Annotated in this window: 19 protein-coding genes and 1 tRNA gene; 6 read left to right on the top strand and 14 right to left on the bottom strand. The window is 64.3% G+C overall.

Translation table 11 applies throughout. The features are described 5' to 3' along the window. Positions 1-58: 58 nt before the first annotated feature. Positions 59-556, top strand: coding sequence for a DUF305 domain-containing protein (locus K1X15_RS16415; RefSeq protein ID WP_220304668.1), 498 nt, complete (start codon positions 59-61; stop codon positions 554-556). 5 nt (positions 557-561) lie between these two features. On the opposite strand, the gene flhA is transcribed toward K1X15_RS16415, so the two are convergent. The 6 genes from flhA to fliF form a co-directional block, all read right to left on the bottom strand. Next, positions 562-2,682, bottom strand: a complete 2,121-nt coding sequence (gene flhA, locus K1X15_RS16410) for a flagellar biosynthesis protein FlhA (RefSeq protein ID WP_220304667.1) — start codon at positions 2,680-2,682, stop codon at positions 562-564. 168 nt (positions 2,683-2,850) lie between these two features. Beyond that, positions 2,851-4,218: a sigma-54-dependent transcriptional regulator FlbD gene (flbD, locus tag K1X15_RS16405; RefSeq protein ID WP_220304666.1), complete on the bottom strand. Its 1,368-nt coding sequence runs from the start codon at positions 4,216-4,218 to the stop codon at positions 2,851-2,853. Between the two features lie 13 nt (positions 4,219-4,231). Continuing rightward, positions 4,232-4,522: a flagellar motor switch protein FliN gene (gene fliN, locus K1X15_RS16400; protein ID WP_240549771.1), complete on the bottom strand. Its 291-nt coding sequence runs from the start codon at positions 4,520-4,522 to the stop codon at positions 4,232-4,234. A 50-nt stretch (positions 4,523-4,572) separates the two neighbouring features. Beyond that, positions 4,573-5,232, bottom strand: a complete 660-nt coding sequence (locus K1X15_RS16395) for a FliH/SctL family protein (protein ID WP_220304664.1) — start codon at positions 5,230-5,232, stop codon at positions 4,573-4,575. A gap of 4 nt (positions 5,233-5,236) precedes the next feature. Next, a complete protein-coding gene (fliG, locus tag K1X15_RS16390) occupies positions 5,237-6,271 on the bottom strand; it encodes a flagellar motor switch protein FliG (protein ID WP_240549770.1) in 1,035 nt (344 codons plus the stop codon). A 50-nt stretch (positions 6,272-6,321) separates the two neighbouring features. Beyond that, positions 6,322-7,953 carry a flagellar basal-body MS-ring/collar protein FliF gene (gene fliF / locus K1X15_RS16385; protein ID WP_220304662.1) on the bottom strand — a complete coding sequence of 544 codons (1,632 nt, stop codon included), beginning with the start codon at positions 7,951-7,953 and terminating at the stop codon, positions 6,322-6,324. A 150-nt stretch (positions 7,954-8,103) separates the two neighbouring features. Here fliF and K1X15_RS16380 point away from each other — a divergent pair, with 150 nt between their 5' ends. Beyond that, the gene (locus K1X15_RS16380) at positions 8,104-8,733 is read left to right on the top strand and encodes a glutathione S-transferase family protein (RefSeq protein ID WP_220304661.1); all 630 of its coding nucleotides are present in this window, start codon (positions 8,104-8,106) and stop codon (positions 8,731-8,733) included. 147 nt (positions 8,734-8,880) lie between these two features. Here K1X15_RS16380 and sciP read toward each other — a convergent pair whose 3' ends face one another. From sciP to K1X15_RS16365, 3 genes are all read right to left on the bottom strand, one after another. Beyond that, positions 8,881-9,159, bottom strand: a complete 279-nt coding sequence (gene sciP, locus K1X15_RS16375; protein ID WP_035085775.1) for a CtrA inhibitor SciP — start codon at positions 9,157-9,159, stop codon at positions 8,881-8,883. A gap of 184 nt (positions 9,160-9,343) precedes the next feature. Next, positions 9,344-10,036 carry a flagellar hook assembly protein FlgD gene (locus K1X15_RS16370; RefSeq protein WP_220304660.1) on the bottom strand — a complete coding sequence of 231 codons (693 nt, stop codon included), beginning with the start codon at positions 10,034-10,036 and terminating at the stop codon, positions 9,344-9,346. A 12-nt stretch (positions 10,037-10,048) separates the two neighbouring features. Further along, entirely contained in the window at positions 10,049-11,710 is a 1,662-nt protein-coding gene (locus K1X15_RS16365; protein WP_220304659.1) for a flagellar hook-length control protein FliK, read from the bottom strand. 253 nt (positions 11,711-11,963) lie between these two features. Between K1X15_RS16365 and mnmA the strand changes: the two genes are divergently transcribed. After that, complete coding sequence (mnmA, locus tag K1X15_RS16360) at positions 11,964-13,115, top strand: tRNA 2-thiouridine(34) synthase MnmA (RefSeq protein ID WP_220304658.1); 1,152 nt, start codon at positions 11,964-11,966, stop codon at positions 13,113-13,115. On the opposite strand, the gene K1X15_RS16355 is transcribed toward mnmA, so the two are convergent. Continuing rightward, the gene (locus K1X15_RS16355; protein WP_220304657.1) at positions 13,112-13,300 is read right to left on the bottom strand and encodes a hypothetical protein; all 189 of its coding nucleotides are present in this window, start codon (positions 13,298-13,300) and stop codon (positions 13,112-13,114) included. The two genes, mnmA and K1X15_RS16355, sit on opposite strands and share 4 nt — an antisense overlap. Before the next feature lie 110 nt (positions 13,301-13,410). Between K1X15_RS16355 and K1X15_RS16350 the strand changes: the two genes are divergently transcribed. Further along, entirely contained in the window at positions 13,411-13,965 is a 555-nt protein-coding gene (locus K1X15_RS16350; RefSeq protein ID WP_220307582.1) for an RNA polymerase sigma factor, read from the top strand. Further along, a complete protein-coding gene (locus K1X15_RS16345) occupies positions 13,962-16,040 on the top strand; it encodes a VWA domain-containing protein (RefSeq protein WP_220304656.1) in 2,079 nt (692 codons plus the stop codon). Before K1X15_RS16350 ends, K1X15_RS16345 begins: the two co-directional genes overlap by 4 nt. Positions 16,041-16,236: 196 nt before the next feature. Here K1X15_RS16345 and K1X15_RS16340 read toward each other — a convergent pair whose 3' ends face one another. Continuing rightward, positions 16,237-17,187 (bottom strand): ring-cleaving dioxygenase, encoded by a 951-nt coding sequence (locus K1X15_RS16340; protein WP_220304655.1) that lies wholly within the window; start codon positions 17,185-17,187, stop codon positions 16,237-16,239. Between the two features lie 326 nt (positions 17,188-17,513). On the opposite strand from K1X15_RS16340, the gene K1X15_RS16335 reads away from it, so the two are divergent. Continuing rightward, positions 17,514-17,590: transfer RNA gene (locus K1X15_RS16335), tRNA-Met, on the top strand. A 70-nt stretch (positions 17,591-17,660) separates the two neighbouring features. Here the strand turns inward: K1X15_RS16335 and K1X15_RS16330 are convergent. The 3 genes from K1X15_RS16330 to K1X15_RS16320 are packed head-to-tail and all read right to left on the bottom strand — an operon-like array spanning position 17,661 to position 21,367. Next, the gene (locus K1X15_RS16330; protein ID WP_220304654.1) at positions 17,661-19,400 is read right to left on the bottom strand and encodes a hypothetical protein; all 1,740 of its coding nucleotides are present in this window, start codon (positions 19,398-19,400) and stop codon (positions 17,661-17,663) included. Beyond that, complete coding sequence (locus K1X15_RS16325; RefSeq protein ID WP_220304653.1) at positions 19,397-20,539, bottom strand: protein-glutamate methylesterase/protein-glutamine glutaminase; 1,143 nt, start codon at positions 20,537-20,539, stop codon at positions 19,397-19,399. The genes K1X15_RS16330 and K1X15_RS16325 overlap by 4 nt, the downstream gene beginning before the upstream one ends. Before the next feature lie 9 nt (positions 20,540-20,548). Further along, a complete protein-coding gene (locus K1X15_RS16320) occupies positions 20,549-21,367 on the bottom strand; it encodes a CheR family methyltransferase (RefSeq protein ID WP_220307581.1) in 819 nt (272 codons plus the stop codon). Between the last annotated feature and the right edge of the window lie 103 nt (positions 21,368-21,470).

Below are 21,470 nucleotides of genomic sequence, written 5' to 3'. Positions count from 1 at the left end.
GATGGCGAACGAATTACGGGATTGTCGCGTTGCCCCCACAGCAACGAGAGGAGATCCCATGAGCTACCTGCGATTTGCGGCCATGATCGCAACCTCGACGGCCATCATGTATGGTCTGATGTATCTCAACACCTACCAGATCGACCACGTCTTCTACAGCCAGACGCGGCTGTGGATGGCCTTGCTGATGGGCGCAGTGATGGCTGTCATCATGCTTGGCTTCATGTGGTCCATGTACAAGAACCGCGCTGTCAATCTGGCGATCCTTGCCGGTGCCGCTGTGGTCTTCGCCGGATCGCTGTGGCTGGTCCGCAGCCAGGCGCTGGTCGGCGATCTCGACTATATGCGGGCCATGATCCCGCATCATTCGATTGCCATTCTCACCAGCACCAATGCCAATATCGTTGACCCGCGGGTGCGCGAACTGGCCGATGGCATCATCGAGGCGCAGGTGCGCGAGATTGGTGAGATGAAGGCATTGATCTCGGACCTCGAGGCCAATCCCCCGCCGGCCGATGCACCACTGCTGGCGCCGCGCGTTCCGGCCGGACAGTGAAGGCTCTAAACGCTGCCCACCGTCTTGAGGCGAATGCGCGGATGCACTTCGTTCTGGCTCATGACCACCGTTTGCGGACGGAAACGCTCGATGATGGAGCGCACGTGAGGGCGGATGGACGGGGAGGTGATCAGCACCGGCAATTCGCCCTGCTGGGCGGCGCGCTCAAAGGCCGACTGCACGGCGCCGATGAACTGCTGCAGCTTGCTGGGCGCCATGGCGAGATGCCGGTTGTCGCCGTCGCCGGCCATGGCTTCGGCAAAGTCGCGTTCCCACTGCGGCGACAGGGTCAGCAGCGGCAGGTTGCCGTCGGGCCCCAGATTGGCGGCGCAGATCTGGCGGGCCAGACGCGAGCGCACATGCTCGGTGATGGCGGCGACCGAACGGCCATTGCCGGCAATCTCGGCCACAGCCTCGAGGATGGAGGAGAGGTCGCGAATGGAAATCCGCTCGGTCAGCAGGGACTGGAGCACGCGCTGCAGCCCGGAAACGGTGATCTGGCCAGGCACCAGATCTTCCACCAGCTTTTGCTGGTCCTTGGGAAGGCCCGAGAGCAGGGATTGCACATTGGCGTAGCTCAACAGGTCCGCAACATTGGCCTTGAGGATCTCGGTCAGGTGGGTCGAGATCACCGTTGAGGGGTCAATGATCGAGAGCCCGCGCAACTCGGCTTCGTCGCGCAGGGCCGGCTCGATCCAGGTCGCCGGCAGGCCGAAGGTCGGCTCGGTGGTGTGATTGCCCGGCAGGTCGATGGGATTGCCATAGGGATCCATGACCATGAGCTGATTGGCAAAGATTTGCCCGGCACCGGCTTCGACTTCCTTGATGCGAACTTTATAGTCATTGGGCTCGAGCTGCATGTTGTCGAGAATGCGCACGGGCGGCATGACAAAGCCGAGTTCGAGCGCCAGCTGGCGCCTGAGGGCCTTGATCTGCTCGGTCAGGCGATCGGTGCCGGTCTCGTCCTCCTTGACGAGGCTGAGCAGGCCATAGCCCAGTTCGAGCTTGAGATCATCGATCTTGAGGCTGTCGGTGATCGGCGGCTCGCTTGGCTGCGGCGGCGGCGCGGCCTTGGCGACCTCCTGGGCCTTTTCCTCGATCTGGCGCACGCTCTTGGACCGGCTGGCGCGGAAAGCGGCGTAGCCGACACCGCCGGCCAGCGCCATGAACGGCACCAGCGGCATGCCGGGCAGCAGGGCCAGGGCCACCATGACGGCGGAGGACATGCCCAGGGCGCGCGGGTAACCGGTGAACTGCAGCGTCAGGGCCTTGTCGGCGGCGCCGGTCACGCCCGATTTGGACACCAGGATACCGGCCGCGGTCGAAACGATCAGTGCCGGAATCTGGCTGACGAGGCCATCGCCAATGGTGAGCAGGGTGTAGTTGTTGGCCGCTTCCTGAAAGCCCAGGCCCTGCTGCATCATGCCGATCAGCATGCCGGCAGAGACGTTGATGAAGGTGATGATGAGACCGGCAATGGCGTCGCCGCGCACGAATTTGGATGCGCCGTCCATATTGCCGAAAAAGGCGCTTTCACCTTCCAGGTCGGCACGGCGCTTCTTGGCCGTGTCCTCGTCGATCAGCCCGGCCGAGAGATCGGCGTCGATGGCCATCTGCTTGCCGGGCATCGCGTCCAGGCTAAAGCGGGCGGCGACTTCCGCGATACGGCCCGAACCCTTGGTGATGACGATGAAATTGACGATCACCAGGATGATGAAGACCACGATCCCGATGACGAAATTGCCGCGCGTGACAAAGCTGCCGAACGCCTCGATGACGTGGCCGGCCGCGCTGGTGCCTTCGTGGCCTTCCGAGAGGATGAGGCGCGTTGTCGCCAGGTTGAGGCCCAGCCGGAGCATGGTGGCGATCAGCAGCACCGTGGGGAACGACGAGAACTCCAGGGGCTTCTGGATGAACAGTGAGGTCATGAGGATCATGACCGAGAAGACGATGGAGATCGCCAGCAGCATGTCCACCAGGATGGGTGGCATGGGGACGATGAGGATGACGATCAGGCCCATCACGCCCGTGGCGAGCGCGATGTCGCCCGAGCGCAGGGTCTCGATCACCTGCTTGATGGAGGGGAGCGAGAAGCCTGGACTTTTGCCGGATGGGATATCGGTCATACGGTTTCCAGCGTCGGGGTCTTACCTCTCCCCCTGGGGGAGAGGTCGGCTTGCAAGGCAAGCCGGGTGAGGGGGCCTTGAACAGCATAGCAGGAAGGCCCCCTCACCCGCCGCTTCGCGTCGACCTCTCCCCCGAAGGGAGAGGTGAAGGCCGTCCCGGATAACATGCTAGGCCGCGCCCCGCTTTTCGCCCGGTTCGGGCACGTGCACGCCCTCGTCGGCATATTGGTTGAGCTTGTTGCGCAGCGTGCGGATCGAGATGCCGAGGATATTGGCGGCGTGGGTGCGGTTGCCCAGGGTGTGGTCGAGCGTGTCCAGGATCAGGTCGCGCTCCACATCGGCCACCGTGCGGCCGACCAGGGCGCGGCTCATGGCCTCGGCTGTCTGGGCCAGCTGGGCAGCCGGAGAGGCGGCGCGGGCCGCTTCGGAAAGCCCCATGCCGTCGGGCAGCACGATGGCGTCCGGGCCGATAAAGTCTCCCGAGGACAGCAGCACGGCGCGATGCAGGGTGTTTTCAAGCTCGCGCACATTGCCCGGCCAGGGAGCCTTCACCAGGGCGTCGCGGGCCTCTGCGGAAAGGCTGCGCGGCGGCAGGCCATTGGCCTTGGCATATTTGGCGACGAAGTGCTCTGAAAGCGCAACGATGTCGCCGGGACGCTCGCGCAGCGGCGGGAGCTTGAGATTGACGACGTTGAGGCGGAACAGCAGATCCTCGCGGAAGCTGCCCTCCCGAACCGCCTCGTTGAGGTTGCGGTTGGAGGTCGCAAGGATGCGGATGTCGACCGGCACGGGCTTGGTACCGCCGACCCGGTCGATGATCCGCTCCTGGATGGCGCGCAGCAGCTTTGCCTGCAGGCGCACATCCATTTCCGAGATTTCATCGAGCAGCAGCGTGCCGCCCGAGGCTTCCTCGAACTTGCCGATGCGGCGGGCGATGGCGCCGGTGAATGCGCCCTTCTCGTGCCCGAACAACTCGCTTTCAAGCAGGGCTTCGGGGATGGCAGCGCAGTTGACAGAGATGAAGGGCCGGCTTGCGCGCTTCGACCGGGCATGAACGTATTTGGCGATCACCTCCTTGCCGGTGCCGCTTTCGCCGGTGATGAGGATGGACGCTTCCGAGCCGGCAATCTGCTCGGCCATGCGCACAACGCGCTCCATGGCCGGATCGCGATAGAGAAAGTCTGAGCTTTCGCGCGCCACCGCGGCGATGACGGCCGCGATCAGCTCGGCATCGGGCGGCAGGGGGATGTATTCCTTGGCGCCGGCGCGGATGGCGTTGACGGCGGCGGCTGCGTTGGTCTCGACGCCGCAGGCAACAACCGGAATGGCGATGCGCTCGGCCTCCAGCCCGGCAATGAGCCCGGCAATATCCATCATCACGTCGACCAGCAGCAGGTCGGCGCCCTTGCCGGCACGCAGCGAGGCGACGGCGATCTCGATGGATGGGGCGTGGGCCACCTTGGCTCCGCCATCCATGGCCATCTTTGTCGCGGTGGAGAGCTGGCCCTCGAGGGCCCCGATGATGAGCAGGCGCATGATCGTGTCCCCCTTACTGCGGCTTGATGATTTCGGTCATGGTGACGCCGAGCCGGTCTTCGACCAGCACGATTTCGCCGCGCGCGACCAGGCGGTCATTGATGAAGATTTCAACGGCTTCCCCGACCTGGCGGTCCAGCTCGATAACCGTGCCGGTATCGAGCTTGAGCAGGTTGGAGACCGGCATCTTGGTGCGTCCGAGAACGACCGATACGCGCACGGGGACATCGAAGACCGCTTCCAGGTCGGCGGCGCTGCGCTCCATATAGCCCTCGCCGCGGCCATCGCGTTCGGGCGCATCCATCTCATCGAGGTTGAGGCCCTCGGAGGCGGTGATGTCGTCTTGAGGATCGGTCATGAACCGTTCTCCTTGTGCTGTCCGCGCGTGCGGGAAGCGAGATAGGTGGCAATCTGGCGGTCGATCTGGCGCGCGGTGTCGGCGATGTCGCGCACCAGGCCGCCATCAACCCATTCGAGCCGGCCGTCACCGAGGCGGATATCGGGGTCACCCATCACCACCAGCCGGCCGGCAAAGCCGGCATGGGCCATCTGGGCGGTGGCAACGTCGCGAATGGCGTCGGCGAGGTCGGGGTGGCAACGTATGACCAGATGCGGCACACCGGAGAGGCTGGGCAGGCATTCGGCCACCAGGGCTTCGAGCTCGGTCAGCGGAAAGCGCGCAACCAGGTGCAGGGCCAGCTTGCGCCCAACGCTCAGCGCCAGCTCCACGGCCTCCTGGTGGTGATCATTGCGGGCCTCGTCCAGGGCCGCCGACATCCTGGCGGTCTGGGTCGCCAGGCTTCCGGCAGCAGCGGCGATGGTCTGCGCGGCCATGGAGGCCGCGTTCTGCTCGCCGGCCTTCAGGCCTTCAGCATAGGCCTCCTCGCGCGCATTGGCGATCAGCTGAGCCACCACATCCTCGGGAATGGTGGGCACGGGCTTGGGTGTGGCGGCCTTGCGGATGGCGCGGGGTTCGAGGTCCAGGTCGAAGGTGAAGCGTGCGGGGCTGGCCATGGCGTCACGCAATCATCTGGTCGTCGGATTTGGTCTTGAGGATGATGATGTCACCCTTGGCGGCGAGATCCTTGGCCGTGGCCACCATGCGGGTCTGGGCCTCGTCCACATCCTTCAGGCGCACCGGTCCCATGCCTTGCATGTCGTCCTGCAAGAGCTTGGCGGCGCGGCTCGACATGTTCTTGAAGAAGCTTTCCTTGACCGTGTCGTTGGCACCTTTGAGCGCCAGGGCCAGGTCGCGCTTGTCGAGCTTGGAGAGCAGGGTCTGGATGGCCGACATGTCGAGCTTGGCCAGATCCTCGAAGGTGAACATGAGCTGCTTGATGCGCTCGGCGTCGTCCCGGTTGACCTCTTCGAGATTGGTGATGAAGCGCGCTTCGGTCTGGCGGTCGAAGGCGTTGAAGATTTCGGCCATCTGCTCGTGGCTGTCGCGGCGCTTGGTGTGGTTGAGGGTCGACATGAACTCGGTGCGCAGCGTCATCTCGATCTTTTCGAGGATTTCCTTCTGCACCGGGTCGAGGCCCAGCATGCGCTGCACCACGTCCATGGCCAGTTCCTCGGGCAGCACGGCGAGAACCTTGGAGGCATGCTCGGTGGCGATCTTGGAAAGTACCACGGCAATGGTCTGGGGATATTCGTTCTTGAGATAGGCGGCGAGCACGTCTGCCTGCACGTTGGAGAGCTTCTCCCACATGTTGCGCCCGGCCGGCCCGCGGATTTCCTCCATGATCGCATCGACCTTGTCCTGCGGCAGGAAGGAGAGCAGCAGGCGTTCGGTGGAATCGGTATTGCCCGAGAGCGAACCGTTGGAGGACACGGTGGTCACGAACTCGATCATCAGGTCATCGAGCATTTCCTGGGTGATCGGCCCCAGACGCACCATGGCGCGGGAAAGCTGCTTGACTTCGAGCTCGTCGAGCTCGTCGAAGATCGGCTTGCCGTAGTCCGGACCAAGCGCCAGCAGCAGGGCGGCTGCCTTTTCGTCGCCCTTGAGGACGCGCTGCTCGGCGGAGCCGCCCACCTGCAGCTGCGCGCCCATCGGGACCGGAGCATTGTCTTCGTTGGATTGGGAAACCAGGGCCATCTCGATTACGCCGCGCTACCGAGCCAGTCGCGCACGATGAGTGCGGCCTGCTTGGGGTTTTCCTCGACCAGTGTGCCAACGGTCTTGAGGGTCTGAAGCTGGGTCTCGCCCATGGATTTGGCATTGGCGACCCAGGCCGGGGTCTTGTCGCGCGGCGTCTCATCCTCCTCCGGGATCACCTGGCCGTTGGGACCCAGCACGCCGTGATGGCCCAGCTCAGCGGCTTCGGGCAGGGCGAGCGGCTGGGTTTCCGGGGTCAAGGCCTTCTTGAGCAGCGGGCGCATGACGAAGAAGACCAGGGCCAGCGCGATGAGCAGTGTGACTGCCATCTCGGCGCCGTTCATCAGGTCGTCCCGGGTGAAGTCGAGCAGTCCGCCTTCGGCATCGGTACCGATCGGTGCCAGGTCGGGGCGCTCGGCAAACTGCATGTTGACCACCTCGACGCTGTCGCCGCGCTCGGCCGAATAGCCGACGGCGGAGCGGACGAGCGTCAGGATCTGGGCGACCTCGTCGGCGGAGCGGGGGGTATAGGTCAGGTTGCCGGCGCCGTCATCGGCATAGGTGCCGTCGACTACCACGGCCACCGACAGGCGCTTGACGGAACCGGCCTCGGTGACGGCGGTCTGGGTGGTCTTGGAAATCTCGTAGTTGATGACCTCCTCGGTGGAGGTACCCTGCTCGGTGACGCCGGCCGCGCCATTGTTCTGGCTGGCGCCGGGCAGTTCATTGGCGACCGTCACCTGGCCATTGTTCCCCCCTGCCAGGTTCTCGCTCTCGCGGGTCTGGGTGGAGCGGACGACCTGGCTTTCAGGGTCGAAGGTTTCCTGTGTCGTGGTGGAGCGGTTGAAATCGAGCTCGGCGGCGACCTCAACGCGGGCCCGGCCGGCGCCGACGACATTGGCGAGCATGTCTTCGACGCGGGTGCGCAGGCGGTTCTCGAAGCCCAGAGTACGCTCGTCGTTCTGGGCCGACATGGCGCCCTCGCCATCCTCGCCGGTCCCCGATGCCAGGAGATTGCCCTGATCATCGACAATGGAGACGCGGCTCGGTGTCAGCCCCTCAATGGCCGAGGCGACCAGGTGCTGAATGGCGCGGATTTCGCCATTGGAGAGTTCGCCGCGCACCGACAGGACGATGGAGGCCGAGGGGTCCTTGCGTTCGCGACGGAACAGTTCGCGTTCCGGCAGCACCAGATGCACGCGGGCGCCCTTGATTCGGGTCAGCGAACCGATGGTGCGGGCCAGCTCGCCTTCAAGCGCGCGGACATTGTTGATGTTCTGGACAAAGCTGGTCGCGCCCAGTGTCGACTGCTGATCGAAGATTTCGTAGCCGACCTGACCGCGGGTCGGCAGGCCGTCGCCGGCCAGGGTCATGCGCAGGGTGGTGATCTGGTCGCGAGGCACCAGGATGGTGTCGCCTTCGCCGCGCAACTCATAGGGAATGTTGAGGGTTTGCAGCTCGCTCAGGATGGCCGAAGAGTCTTCAAGGCTCAGCCCGGAATAGAGTGGGGCCAGGTTGGGGGTCTGGCTGCGCATGATCAGGAAGGCGAAAAAGCCCAGCATCAGCACGGCGACCAGGGCCATTGCGGCAATGCGCGGCAGGCCGATCCGGTTGATGAGATTGGTTAGACTTTCCACGCGGCCACTCTGGTCCTGTTCACAGCGGTCGATGGTGCCCCCAGGACCGATGGGCAAAAATTACCTAGCGGATGGTAAACAATGTATTAACCAACTGTTGCAGCTTGCGATTTTAGGCAAGAACTGCCGGGTTCAGTTAAGGAAGGATGAATGGCGATGATGCGGGTTCTGGGACGAATAACCTCGATCAATGTCCGCAAGGTGCTTTGGGCGCTGGACGAACTTGGCCTTGCCTATGATCGCGAGGACTGGGGCCTGCCGATCCGCGACCCAAAGGTCCCCGAATTCCTGGCGCTTAATCCAAATGGGCAGGTGCCGGTGCTGATCGACGGCGATTTCTCCATGTGGGAGAGCAATGCCATCCTGGTCTATCTGGCGGAGCGCTATGGGATGGGCGTATTGCTCCCGGACGATATCCAGACCCGGGCGTTAGCGCTGCAATGGCTGGGCTGGCAGGTCTCGGACCTCAATCCGGCCTGGATGTATGCTGTGCTGGCCCTGCAGCGAAAGGTCCCCGGCTATGACAATGCAGAGCGCATTGCGGAGTCGCTGACGCGCTGGACGGCAAGGATGGACATTCTGGAGGCTGAACTGGCCAAGGGGCGCCCCTTCATCGCCGGGGACAGCTTCTCGATTGCCGACATTGCCATGGGCCTGTCGATCCATCGCTGGTTCTGCCTGCCGGCGGAGAAGAAAGCGATGCCGGCAACGGAAGACTATTACCGCCGCTTGATGGCGCGAGAAGCGGGCGCACGCTGGATGAGCGCAGAAACGCCGTGAGGCGGAAATGACGAAACCCGCCGGATTGAGCCGGCGGGTTTGGTTCATTTTACCGATGATCCGGCCCGGCTTCTCGCGAAGCTCGAAACGTGATCCGCTCAAATCTGTCCACCGGACAGATTTGACCGCGCGGAGCGCGGTCGCGGATCACCCCTCCCGGTAGTGCTGGATCCAGGTGGTGCGCAGGCCGGCGAGGCCATGCTTGTCAATGGCTGCCTGCCAGTTGAGGAATTCATCCACGCTGAGCGTGTACCGCTCGCATGCTTCTTCCAGGCTCAGAAGGCCACCGCGCACAGCGGCGACGACTTCTGCCTTACGGCGGATGACCCACCGTCTCGTATTGGCGGGCGGAAGGTCCGCAATCGTCAGCGGGCTGCCATCCGGGCCAATAACGTACTTCACGCGAGGACGCATCTGTACGGTCATTTTACTCTCTACTCAAACCTGACCATATGAGAAGAGAGTAGGGCAGTGGGCTTAAAATACCCCTAAGGGGAAACTTACAACAGGTTAAGAAACGCCAGCCGTTTCAATCAATTGCACTGGAGCTCAAGCCAGCGGCGGCTCCCGGGTGGGAACCGCCGCCTCAGGCCCGCCGCGAACGGGGAGATCAACTGTCGGTATCGGTATCGGTATCGGTGGTGGTGTCGACCTGCCGGATGCTGGTGACATCGGAGAGGGCCACCTTGTTCTTGCCGACGGTGAGCATGGGTTCGGAACCCGAGAAGTCCACGGCCGTGACCACGCCCACCGACGAGGTGGAGATCTTGACCGTATTGCCCGCCAGATTGGTGCCCTTGATGTCGACCGTATAGACGCCGTCGGGTTGGGTATTGCCGTCGCTGCCCACGCCATCCCAGAGGAAGGCCCCGGGCCCGGCGTTGAGCGAACCGGTTTCGGTATAGACGACGCTGCCCGCGGCATTCTTGATGGTCACGGTGGCATTGGCCACGTTGGTTTCGGCATTATAGGCCCAATAGGCGCCGCCATCCTTGAGTTCGGCGGTCTCGCCCGATGCCGTCACTTCTTTGCCGATATAGGACACCGCATCGGCGCGATAGCTGGTCTGGGTATTGAGCAGCAGGGCCTCGAGGAATTCATTGGTCTTGAGTTGCTGCTCGACGCCGGTGAACTGCACCAATTGCTGGGTGAACTGGTTGGTGTCGAGCGGATCGAGCGGATTCTGGTTCTTGAGCTGGGTGGTCAGGATCGACAGGAAGGTGTCGAAATTTTCGGCAATTGTTGCCCTGGACCCGGAGAGGGCACTGGTAGAGCTCGAACCTGAAACGCCATCGACAGCCATGGCCGCTACTCCTTACGCGATGATGTTGACGCCACTGGCCTGCAGCGCGCCCCTGTAGAGATTGACCATGGGCGGGGTCTGCTCGACCTCGCCAATCCCCTGGTCGTTGTCATTGGCGGAGGACCGTCCCTCGCCACCATTCTGGCCCTTGCCGTCGCCGGCCTGACCCTGTTGGCCAGCAAAGGGATTCTGCTTGAGTGAAAATTCCAGACTGGTCTTGGCGCTGTCGAGGCCGGCCTGTTGCAGGGCGCGTTCGAGGCCGCGCTGGTCGCGTTGCATCAGATCAAGCGTTTCGGACTTTTCGACAGTCAGGCGGGCATTGACCTGGCCGGACTGGTCGATGTCGAGCCGGACATCGATGCGCCCCAGTTCGGGTGGGTCGAGGCGGATCTGGAAGCGGGTATTGCCGTCCTGCACCTGGCGGGCCAGTTCGAAGGCGATCTGCGGCAGGTTGAGCTGTTGCTGGCTGGTCTGGTAGCCGGCCTGGATGATGCGCGGATTGGCCGCCGCATCGATGCGCGCGGCCGCTGGCTGCTGCACATTGGCATCGGCGGAGGGGGCGGGCGTGTTCGAGGCGTCGGTCGGGGCTGGCGCAACGCTGGCGCGGGTTTCGCGGCTCGCCACATCGGGCCGGTCGCGACCGCGATCGGAAGTGGACTGATTGTCCGTGTCGGAATCGTTGCTGCCTGTGTCTGGCTTCTCCGCCGTTGCGGCAGGCGCCGCTCCGCGATCACCGCTCTGGGTGCTGTCGATGTTTTCCGTGGACTTGCCGGTGAGCACGGGCTCGGTGAGCTTGAGCGCCGGCATTGCCAGCGCCGGTTCTTCGGGAACCGCCTTGGCGTCGGCCGACACGCCTGCCGCGAAGCGGTTGAGGGCCGCCTCGATTTCCGCATCGAGCGGCTGCCCCGGCGCCATGCCGAGGGCGGCCAGCTTGTCGGCGGAGACCTGTCCGTCCTCGAGTGCGGCAAGCAGGGCGCCCAGCTTGTCGCCCAGGGCCTTGAGCTTGGTGTCGAGGGCATTGGCCCCGGCGATCTGATCGGCGTCGGTCGCCGGTTGTGCGCCTGCGAGCGACTGCGCCAGGGGCGCGAGCAATTGTGTCAGGGCACCCGCGAGGCCGGTTTCGTCCGCCCCGGTGGTCTCGAGCAGGGCCGCGAAATCCTCGGGTATTGCGAGTTCATCGAGATCGAGGCCCAGGGCCTTGGCGAGATCGCCAAGGGCAGTCTCGACCTGCGAGAGCAGTTCGGGGTCGAGCGGCTCACCCTGGTCCAGGCTGGTCTTGAGTGCGCTCAGGGCTTCGACGAAGTCCACCATGGCCTTGGGCTCGGCCGGAACGGCAAGCTGGGTCGGCAGGTCCATGCCGGCGGCCAGGGCCTCGGGATCAGTCGGGTCCTCGTCAGACGCGTCCCCGAACGTACTCTCGAGACCGAGGCGAAACAGGTTGGCCAGATCAAGGCCGGCTTCGGAACCGGTCGTATCAGCGCCATTGGCAGTGGTCGAGGCGCCAGGCGCCACAGAAGGGGCGGCCGTGGCCTGCCCCAGCAGCGCCGCGAACAGGCCGAGCAGGCCGCCGGCTTCGCCGGTGGCGTTCTGCGCCCCCGGCTGCTGGCCAGCAAAGGCCTTGGCAGAAGCGCTGGCCCCGCCGGTACCGCTGATGATCGTCAGATGTGAAGCCACGTGGGCGCCCCTGAACATGCACAATATCAGTCGGTTCGATGCAAGAGCCTTGCCAACTCCGTGCGAAAGGTAATGTGAAACGAAATCAATAAGTTAGCTTGGATTTGCGGCGGTGCTTGAATGGCGCCGGCGGTCAGTCCTGCCGGGCAGGCGGCAAAAGCTGCCGGGCCCGCGATGGACAGAATGACCGGTGCAGCGTAAAACGCGCGCACAGTTTCCGCTGGCCCTTGACCCCAACCGGATACGAGAAGAGATGCTGAACTCGCTTGATATTGCCAAGCGCCCGGAGGACACGCGCGTTGTCGTCGCCATGTCCGGGGGCGTGGATTCCTCCGTTGTCGCCGGATTGCTCGCCCGCGAGGGTTATGAGGTGGTCGGCGTTACGCTCCAGCTCTACGACCACGGCGAAGCCATTCATCGCAAGGGCGCATGCTGTGCCGGGCAGGACATCCATGATGCGCGCCGCGTAGCCGCAACGCTGGGTATTCCCCATTACGTGCTCGACTATGAAGAGCGTTTCAAGAACGCCGTCATTGAGCCCTTCGCCAATGCCTACCAGCAGGGCGAAACGCCGGTGCCCTGCATTGCCTGCAACCAGTCGGTGAAATTCGTCGACCTGATGGCCGTCGCCCAGGATCTCGGGGCCGACGTACTGGCGACCGGTCACTATGTGCAGACCCGTCTGGGCGAGGATGGCCGCCGCCACCTGTTCCGCCCGGTCGATAATGACCGCGACCAGTCCTATTTCCTCTTTGCCACCACGCAGAGCCAGCTCGATTTCCTGCGCTTTCCGCTCGGCGGCATGGGCAAGGCCGAAGTGCGCCAGCATGCGCGCGACATGGGTCTGGAAATCGCCGAGAAGCACGATAGCCAGGACATCTGCTTCGTGCCGCAGGGCAAATATGCCGACATTATTGCCCGCATGCACCCGGAAGCCCTGAGCAAGGGCGAGATCGTCCACCTCGACGGCCGCGTGCTGGGCGAGCACGAAGGCATCGTCCATTACACGATCGGGCAGCGCAAGGGCCTGGGCATCGCGGCGGGCGAACCACTCTATGTGGTCAAGCTCGACCACCGCACGGGTCGTGTCATCGTCGGACCGCGAGAGGCTCTCAAGACCCACACGGTGCGCCTGCGCGACGTCAACTGGCTGGGCAGCCTGCCGCTCGCCGAGGCGAGCGCCGGCAATGGCGCGCCGGTTGAGGTCAAGGTGCGCTCGACCCGCGGTCCGCAGCCGGCTGTCATCCAGTCGCGCGATGGCGATGTGTATGTGACGCTGGTGAGCGGCGAATATGGCATTTCGCCGGGCCAGGCCTGTGTCTTCTATGCCGATGACAGCGAGACCAGCGAAGTGCTGGGCGGCGGCTTCATCGCCGAAGCGGTGCCGCAGGCGCTGGTTGCCTAATCCCCGCTCACCTGCTCCGCGGTCGGTTCCTTGGCCGCATCGGAAGCTTCGCGCAGGGCCTGGTAGGAGTTCGGGCCGCCCAGGAACATGCCGATGGAGATCAGCAGCACGAGAGCGCCCAGGAGAAGGATCATGATGCGGATGGGGTTGAGCCCGAACGGCCCGTTTTTCTGTTCATCTGCCATAGCCTGGCTACCCCCGGGAAATATGTTGAGCACGGACCAAAGGACTGGCGCGGTGCAATCGTCTTAGTCTCTAGTTTAGCCCGGAGAGGCAAGACGTGCATGCACAAGTGATGGGACTGACCGCCGCACCCCCGCCGGACGTGACCGAGGCGCTGACCCGGGCCCTCGTCGCTCGCGCCGCAAACGGCGATGCCGCGGCCTTTGCCGAGCTGATAGAGGGTCAATATGACCGCATTTATCGCACGGCTTGGCGCTGGTGCGGGCATCGCGACGACGCCGAGGACATAGCCCAGGAGGTCTGCGTCAAGATCGGGCAGGGCATTGCGCGCTTTGACGGGCGCAGCGCCTTTTCGAGCTGGGTCTATCGCATCACGCTCAATGCGGTGCGCGATTGGCAAAGGGCCGGCGCCCGGCGCGGCCGCCATGCCGATGCCTATGCTGAGGTGGCGCCCAAAGAGGCTGCCGCGGACCAGGAAGCGGCGGTGACCAGCAGTCAGCTCTGGGACGCGGTCCGTTCCCTGCCCGAAAAACAGCGCGACGCGGTGCTGCTCGTCTATGCCGAAGAGCTGAGCCACGCTGAAGCTGCGACCATAATGGGTATCAGGGAAGCGACCGTCTCCTTCCATGTGCACGAAGCCCGCAAGACATTGAGGGGGCTGCTATGAGCTTTCCTGAAGACAAAGATCCGTTCGAAACGCTGAAGTCCGGCGCCGTGCCGCCGCCTCGCGCCGCCGCCCGCGAGCGCGCCCTCAATGCTGCCCGGACGGCCTTCGAGGCCGATCAGAAAGAATCTGCGCACGCCCCCAAAGGAAATGCGGCGGGCGGCCGTCTCATGTCCATCATCAATTCCTTGAAGGGGATTTCGATCATGGACATGCGCATTCCCGTGGGCACTGCCGCCCTCGTCCTGCTGGTCCTGCCGCTCGGCTGGCAGCTCTATAGCACCACGTCGCTGACCCCGACGTCGCAGGTCGTGCCTCAGGTCAACCAGCCAGTGGAGTTGGCCGAGACCGATGCCAACGCCACGCCCGAGCCGGCCCCAGTGACCGAGGCCCGCGAGGAGGCTCCGGTCGACGCCGAGATGGCCCTGGCCGACCAGACCGAAGCAGTGGCACCGTTGGCCCCCGCGCCAATGATGACTGCAGAAAGCGAAGTGGGTCGGGCCAATACGGCAACAAAGATGGTGGGGGCCCCGTCCTCCGCCATGTCTGCTGCTCCCGCTGGCGGCATGATGGTCGAAAACGCCGCCGACTATATGCCGCCCTCACAGGTGGTGATGCCGAGCAGCGATGAGTTTGCCACCTTCGAGGAACAACGCCTCAGGGTCGCGGCAGAAGAGCCGGTCTCGACCTTTTCACTCGATGTCGACACGGCCAGCTATGCCTATACGCGCCGCATGCTGGAAGATGGCTATGTGCCCGAGCGGGATGCGGTGCGCATCGAGGAACTGATCAACTACTTCCCCTATGACTATCCGGCGGCAGAAAGCGCCGAGGTGCCGTTCAAGCCCACGGTCATGGTCTATCCGACGCCCTGGAACGACAAGACGCAGATCGTGCAGATCGGCATCAAGGGTTTCGAGCCACCGGTCGCCGACACCAAAAGCAATCTCGTGTTTCTCATCGATACCTCCGGATCGATGGACGAGGCAGACAAGCTGCCGCTCCTCAAACGCGCCTTCGGCCTGTTGCTCGATCAGCTGTCGGCCGATGACACGGTCTCCATCGTCACCTATGCCGGCTCGGCCGGCGTGGCGCTGAAACCCACCTCGGCCGACAACAAGGCCGAGATCATGGCGGCGCTCGACCAGCTCTATGCGGGCGGCAGCACGGCCGGCGCCGAAGGGATCGAGCTGGCCTACAGACTGGCCGAGGAGGCGCGCATCGAAGGCGGCACAAACCGGGTAATCCTTGCCACCGACGGCGATTTCAATGTCGGCATCGACGATCCGGAAAAGCTCAAGGATTTCATCGCCGACAAGCGGGCGAGCGGGGTGAGCCTCTCGGTGCTGGGCTTTGGCCGCGGTAATCTCGACGATGCGACCATGCAGGCGCTGGCCCAGAACGGGGATGGCAATGCGAGCTACATCTCCAGTTTTGCCGAAGCGAAAAAGGTGCTGGTCGAGGAAATCGGCGGCACGCTCCATACCATCGCCAGGGATGTGAAGGTGCAGGTGGAGTTCAATCCCGCCGTCGTCAGCGAATACCGGCTGATCGGCTATGAAACCCGCGCGCTCAACCGCGAGGATTTCAATAATGACGCCGTAGATGCAGGCGATGTCGGTGCGGGCACCACCGTCACAGCGCTCTACGAGATCACCCCGGCGGGCTCTGGCGGCGAACTGGTCGATCCGCTGCGCTATGGTGGCACGGATGCCGGCGCAGGTTCGGAGGAAATCGCCTTCCTCAAGATGCGCTACAAGCTGCCCGACAGCGATGTCAGTCAGCTCATCGAACAGCCTGTCACCGCCAATGTAGTCTATGGCGACATCGCCGATGCGGGCGTCGATGCGCAGTTCGCGGCCGCCGTCGCCGCTTTCGGGCAGAAGTTCAAGGGGAGCGTCTATGGCACGGCCATGAGCTGGGACGCGGTCGGAGCCCTGGCCCAGGTCGGGCGCGGGACGGATGAGGGCGGCTATCGCGCCGAATTCGTGCGCCTGGTGGAAATGGCGAGCCTCTTGAAGCCCGACACGCAGACCGATCCATGCGCGTCGAACTATGGCGCAGAGGACTGCGAGTAGCAGAGACGTCGGTATTCACCGCCTTCTCCCCTTGAGGGAGAAGGTGCCCTAAGGGCGGGTGAGGGGTGTCAATTGAGCTGCGCGCTTGGAGCTTGCGGCCAGAACCATACCCCTCATCCGTCTTGCGCTTCTCGCGATCCCCCTTCTCCCTCAAGGGGGGAAGGGGGATTGGGGTGGAGCCTTGTTCCGCGCAGCCTCAGACCAGCGGCTTCAGGCCGGCTTCGATCTGGGCCCGGCGGCCTTCGAGGAAGGGGGGCAGCGACAGGCTTTCGCCCAGGCTTTCCATCGGCTCGTCAGCAGCAAAGCCGGGAACATCGGTGGCGATCTCGAACAGGATGCCATTGGGCTCGCGGAAATAGAGCGAGGTGAAATAGAAGCGCTCGACTTCGCCCGAGGAGCGGATGCCGAAGCCGTTCACATGCCGCACCCATTCGCGCAGGCTGTCCTGATCGGGCGTGCGGAAGGCCACGTGGTGCACGCCACCGGCGCCGGGTCGGGCCTGGGGCAGGCTCGGGTCGACCGAGACATGCAGTTCGGCTGCCGGGCCGCCCGGACCCATTTCATAGACGAAGACCTCGCCATTGCGTTCGCGCGCCGGATAGTGGCGCACTTGCCGCATGTTCATCACGCGGGTCAGCATGGCGTCGGTCGGCTCGAGCTTGGGGACGGACAGGGTAATCGGTCCGAGGCCGATGATCTGCTTTTCCGCCGGCACGGGGGATTTGGCCCAGGGCACGACCTTGTTCTCGGGGTCCACGACCAGACGGAAGCGCTGGCCCTCGAAGTCCTCGAAATCGAGCGAGAGATGGCCGAACCGCTCCTTGATGGCGCTGGTACCCACATTGCTGGACTGCAGGTGGTTCTTCCACCAGGTCAGCGTCTCTTCGCTGTCGACGCGCAGGCCGGTGCGACCCACCGTGTGATTGCCGCGCTGCTCGCGCATTGCGTCGAAGTCGAAAAATGTCAGGTCCGCGCCCGGCGAGGCGACGCCGTCGCCATAGAAGAGGTGATAGGCCGAGGTATCATCCTGGTTCACCGTCTTCTTGATCAGTCGCATGCCCAGCGTCTGGGTGTAGAATTTGAGGTTTTGCGGCGCGTCGGCGGTGACGGCCGTCAGATGGTGGATGCCGCCAAGTTCAAGTGTCATAGCTGATCTCCTGGGGGGCTTCGGGGAAGCCGTCCTGCCAATCTGCGGCACGCTTGGTACCGCTGTTCGAGGGTCAATGTAGGGGACACGCTCGGCGTTTCATAGCGAACCAATTGCAACGGACTGATGTCGATTGGCGAACAATGGGTGGAGCAAACATGCCGGTCGATACGCACCGATCAGGCTTTGAACCCGGCGAGCGTGGGGCAGACGGTTCGCCGGGGACGGCCATTCTGGAAAAGTCTGGACGCGCGCGCGGCAATGCTTGACAGCGGATAGGCGCGCTCTTAGTAAGGCGCCGGTCAGCCTTGCTGATAGCCCTTTGGGGCGGAGTAGCTCAGTTGGTTAGAGCAGTGGAATCATAATCCATGTGTCGGGGGTTCAAATCCCTCCTCCGCTACCAGTCTCCTCGAAATCGATGGCGACGCCATGACGCGATGTGCAGATCCCATGCCGTGATCGGCGCCCCGCCGTCACAGCATGAAATCGGCCATATCCAGTTCGGCTTCCGGTTCGTCGGCGCTCGCTACAATTGACGAGGCCGCCGCGCCGGGAAACAGCGCGTCATGCGCCTGGCGTTCGGCCTCCATGGTGTAATGCTTGCGCAACCCGGCAAGGGTTTCGGAGAGTGCGGGCGACAGGACTGCCGGTACCGGCTCGGTCGTGAGGCCGGCAATGGCGATGGCAATGTCGTCCAGCGTTTCGGCCATGGCCGACTGGCCCGAGAGTCCCGCTGCAGCGCCTTCGAGCAGGTTGATGACCTTGGGGCCATCGCTGTTGAGGCGCGCAAGGGCGGCGGCCAGGCGCTGGTCGAGCTGGGAAAGGATGTCGAGCGCCAGATTGGCCTGCTCTTCGAGTTCAACCACGCGTCCGGCTCCCTGGCTGGAGGCCGCGGCGCCGAAGGATCCGGCGAGGCTGGAGGATTCGCCCAGGCGCGCCATGGCCGCTTCTGCGGCCACCACGGTTTCACTGGTGAGTTCCCGCAATTGGGTGGCGATGACGGTCAGGGAGGCCCCGCGCGGCCCCAGTTGGGCGCAGCGGACCGCTGCATTGAGACTGACCAGGCGCATATTGGCCTCGATCTCCTGCACCGCCTCGACATGTTCGAGCAGCACGCGCACCGTTTCCTGCACGGCGGCGGCAACACTCTCGAGCTTGGCGCGCTCGGTTTCGAAATCGGCGAGAATGGTCACCGCGGTGCGCAACTGGGCGGAGAGGCTGGCGATCGCTGAACTCTTGCCGCGTTCGTCCCCGCCAAAGTCGCGGCTGCGTGCCATGATGGTGCCGGCATCGGCAGCAAGGGCGGAGAGATCCGCCTCGGCCTGGTCGACTTCCTGGGCGAAGCTGGCCGCCGTCCGGGCGAGCTGTGTCTGCTGCAGGGCGGCGAACGCGGCCAGGGCCGACGGCCGTTCGCTCTCGCCAAACTCGTGTCCCTCTGCCGACTGTCCGGACAAAAGATCGGCCAGGAGCGCAAGCCCGGTCTCGACATGTTCGAGGCGCTGGCGGGTGGCATCGCCAACCTGTAGTGCCATTACTGCGCTTCCGATCCGGCCCACAATCTGGCGCGAAACGCGACCGGTTTGGGCGCTGCTGTCCAGTGCCGTGGTCCGTTGCTGCTCGAGGGCACCGAGTGTCGTGGCCAGGCTCGACCCCAGATGTGACAATGTATCGGCGTGGGCGGTCTCGAAGCGGGCGCGTTGATTGGCGGCGCGATCCACCTCGGCCGTCAATTGCCGATAGACCTGGGCAAAGTCCTGGATGGTGCGATTGGCGGAGTCCGAGAGCGTGGCGATATCGGTGGTGAAGACGTCGAAATCGTCGCTGTCGCCGACAATACCCGCAGCGGTCACGCGCGCATTGACCGAGACGATACCCATCATCTTGACGGCGCGCTTGAGGTCGGACATGGGCGCGTTGGCGGCCGCGACGACGTCCACCAGGCGCGCGAGGTCTGCCTTTTCCTGAGCGAAGGTGGCGGCCAGCTGTTCGGCCCGCGCCGCAACGGCAGTCAGGTGCGCCGTGGCTTCCTCCACCTCGGATCCGCCGAGCGCCTCGGGCAGGGCCTCGAACAGCTTGCTCAGCGTGTTGAGTAGGGCCGCGCCCTCGGTGAGGCGCGCGCCCACGGTGACGAAGGCCGTCTCGATTTCCTGGCGGGGACGAGCGAGGTCGTCGGCCAGTCGCCGGATGGTTTTGGGGTCAACGGGCGTGTTCACAGGGCGCCTCCCGCGCTGGCAGCGGTTTTGCGGCCAAAAGCCGTAATCTCTGCGGCCATCTTGTTCAAAGGCAGCGTGCGCACCGCGGCGCCGCGCTGAATGGCTTCCTTGGGCATGCCGAACACAACGCAGCTGGCTTCGTCCTGGGCGAGGGTGAGGCACCCCATCTGGCGCATTTCGAGCAGGCCGCGGGCGCCGTCATCGCCCATGCCAGTCAGCAGCATGCCGAGCGCATTCTTGCCGGCGGACTGGGCGGTGGAACGGAACAGCACGTCCACGGAGGGCCGGTGACGCGAGACGTGCGGGCCTTCCTCGATCTTGACGGTATAACGCGAGCCGTTGCGGACCAGCAGCATGTGCAGGTTCCCCGGGGCGATCAGCACCTGGCCGGGCAGCACCAGGTCGCCATCCTCGGCTTCCTTGACGCGGACAGCGCAGCCCATGTCGAGACGGCGCGCAAAGGCCGTGGTGAACTTTTCCGGCATGTGCTGGACGATCAGGATGGGCGGGCTGGCTGCGGGCAGGGCCTCGAGTACTTCGCGCAGCGCCTCGGTGCCGCCGGTGGAGGCGCCGATGGCGACCAGTGGCTCGGTGACCGGCAGCCGTGCGATCAGACTGGCGCGGCGGGCGTCGGAAATGGCCGGCAGGATGGCATCGGCCGTCAGCTTGGCCTCGACCTTGACGTCGGGGCTGGCCGCGCGCAGGGCCGGGGATGCCTTGGCCAATCCGCGCAGCTTGGCATGGGCGGCGGCCTTGGCGGCGTCGCAGATGCGCATGCGCGATTCCTGCAGGAACTGGGCCGTATCGACCCGCGGCTTGGCGACGACGTCGACTGCGCCGGCTTCGAGCGCCTGCATGAAGGCGTCGGACCCGTCCTGGGCCAGACTTGAACAGATCACCACCGGGATGGGGCGCTGCGCCATGATCTTCTTGAGGAAGGTGATCCCGTCCATGCGCGGCAGTTCGATGTCGAGAAACATGACGTCGGGCACTTCCTGGCGGATGCGCTCCACCGCGACATAGGGGTCGGCCGCCGTGGCCATGACCTCGAGCTCGGGGTCGGCGGCAATGATGTCGGACAGGGTCGTGCGCACGGAGGCACTGTCGTCGACAATCAGAACGCGGATCTTGGGTGGCATGGCAGGAGCTCAGACCTTCTGGAATACGGCGGGCGCGATCTGGCGCATGGTGATCGACGTGCCGATCATGGACTCCGAATGCCCAAGAAGTAGATAACCGCCGGGACGCAAATGGCCGACCAGCCGCGCAATGACGGATGCCTGATCCTGCTTGTCGAAATAGATCAGCACATTGCGCAGGAAGATGATGTCGACATCCCGGTCATAGGGATAATTGGCATCCATCAGGTTCAACCGGTCGAAACGCACCTGGCGCCGCAATTCGGGAACGACGCGGACTTCCGGCCGGGTCCCGGGCTGTCGCGCATGCATGAGGTAGCGCGACTGCATGCCCGGCGGCACGGGCGCCACCAGTTCGGCCGCATAGATGGCCCGCCGGCCCGCTTCGAGCACGTCGGTGGAGATGTCGGTGCCCAACACCGCAAAACGGAAATTGCGCCGCGCGGCCGCCATATCGGCCAGCACCATGGCGATGGTGTAGGCCTCCGCGCCAGTCGAACTGGCGGCGCTCCACACCTTGAGCAAGGGCGCGCGCTCGGTCCGTCGTGACAGCAGGTCGGGCACCAGAACGTTCTCCATGCACTCGAAGTGCTCGGGCTCGCGGAAGAAGTCGGTCTTGTTGGTGGTGACGGCGTTGATCAGGAAGGGCAGTTCGCGGTCGAGCCCATTCTTGCGGAACAGATAGTCACCATAGTCGGCAAAGGTCTCCAATTGCAGGTGTCGCAGCCGGCGGCGCAGGCGGCCTTCCACCATCAGGCGCTTGGCGGGTGGCAGCTTGATGCCGACTTCCTTGCCGATCAGCGTGGCGATGCGCTGGAAGTCGCGCATGTCCAGGTGGTCTTCTTCGTCGTCCAGGGCGGGCTTGGTGGCAAAGGCAGGCAAGGGTGATACTCCGATACGATGGTCATTGGCCGGCCCAGGGCCGGCCAGG

The sequence above is a fragment of the Devosia salina genome, from assembly GCF_019504385.1.
In the GTDB taxonomy this organism is placed as follows: domain Bacteria; phylum Pseudomonadota; class Alphaproteobacteria; order Rhizobiales; family Devosiaceae; genus Devosia; species Devosia salina.
This window is presented reverse-complemented; position numbering and strand designations above follow the sequence as displayed.

Coding starts and splice junctions, on each gene's coding strand:
- K1X15_RS16345 (WP_220304656.1), top strand. CDS start 13,962: ATGAGCTTTCCTGAAGACAAAGATCCGTTCGAAACGCTGAAGTCCGGC.
- K1X15_RS16325 (WP_220304653.1), bottom strand. CDS start 20,539: ATGCCACCCAAGATCCGCGTTCTGATTGTCGACGACAGTGCCTCCGTG.
- fliN (WP_240549771.1), bottom strand. CDS start 4,522: ATGGATGCGCCCGAACGCGATGGCCGCGGCGAGGGCTATATGGAGCGC.
- fliG (WP_240549770.1), bottom strand. CDS start 6,271: ATGGGCGCGCAGCTGCAGGTGGGCGGCTCCGCCGAGCAGCGCGTCCTC.
- K1X15_RS16340 (WP_220304655.1), bottom strand. CDS start 17,187: ATGACACTTGAACTTGGCGGCATCCACCATCTGACGGCCGTCACCGCC.
- K1X15_RS16380 (WP_220304661.1), top strand. CDS start 8,104: ATGGCGATGATGCGGGTTCTGGGACGAATAACCTCGATCAATGTCCGC.
- flbD (WP_220304666.1), bottom strand. CDS start 4,218: ATGCGCCTGCTCATCATCGGGGCCCTCGAGGGCCAGCTCTCCACCGCG.
- K1X15_RS16355 (WP_220304657.1), bottom strand. CDS start 13,300: ATGGCAGATGAACAGAAAAACGGGCCGTTCGGGCTCAACCCCATCCGC.
- sciP (WP_035085775.1), bottom strand. CDS start 9,159: ATGACCGTACAGATGCGTCCTCGCGTGAAGTACGTTATTGGCCCGGAT.
- K1X15_RS16320 (WP_220307581.1), bottom strand. CDS start 21,367: ATGCGCGACTTCCAGCGCATCGCCACGCTGATCGGCAAGGAAGTCGGC.
- K1X15_RS16415 (WP_220304668.1), top strand. CDS start 59: ATGAGCTACCTGCGATTTGCGGCCATGATCGCAACCTCGACGGCCATC.
- K1X15_RS16395 (WP_220304664.1), bottom strand. CDS start 5,232: ATGGCCAGCCCCGCACGCTTCACCTTCGACCTGGACCTCGAACCCCGC.
- K1X15_RS16370 (WP_220304660.1), bottom strand. CDS start 10,036: ATGGCTGTCGATGGCGTTTCAGGTTCGAGCTCTACCAGTGCCCTCTCC.
- mnmA (WP_220304658.1), top strand. CDS start 11,964: ATGCTGAACTCGCTTGATATTGCCAAGCGCCCGGAGGACACGCGCGTT.
- flhA (WP_220304667.1), bottom strand. CDS start 2,682: ATGACCGATATCCCATCCGGCAAAAGTCCAGGCTTCTCGCTCCCCTCC.
- K1X15_RS16350 (WP_220307582.1), top strand. CDS start 13,411: ATGGGACTGACCGCCGCACCCCCGCCGGACGTGACCGAGGCGCTGACC.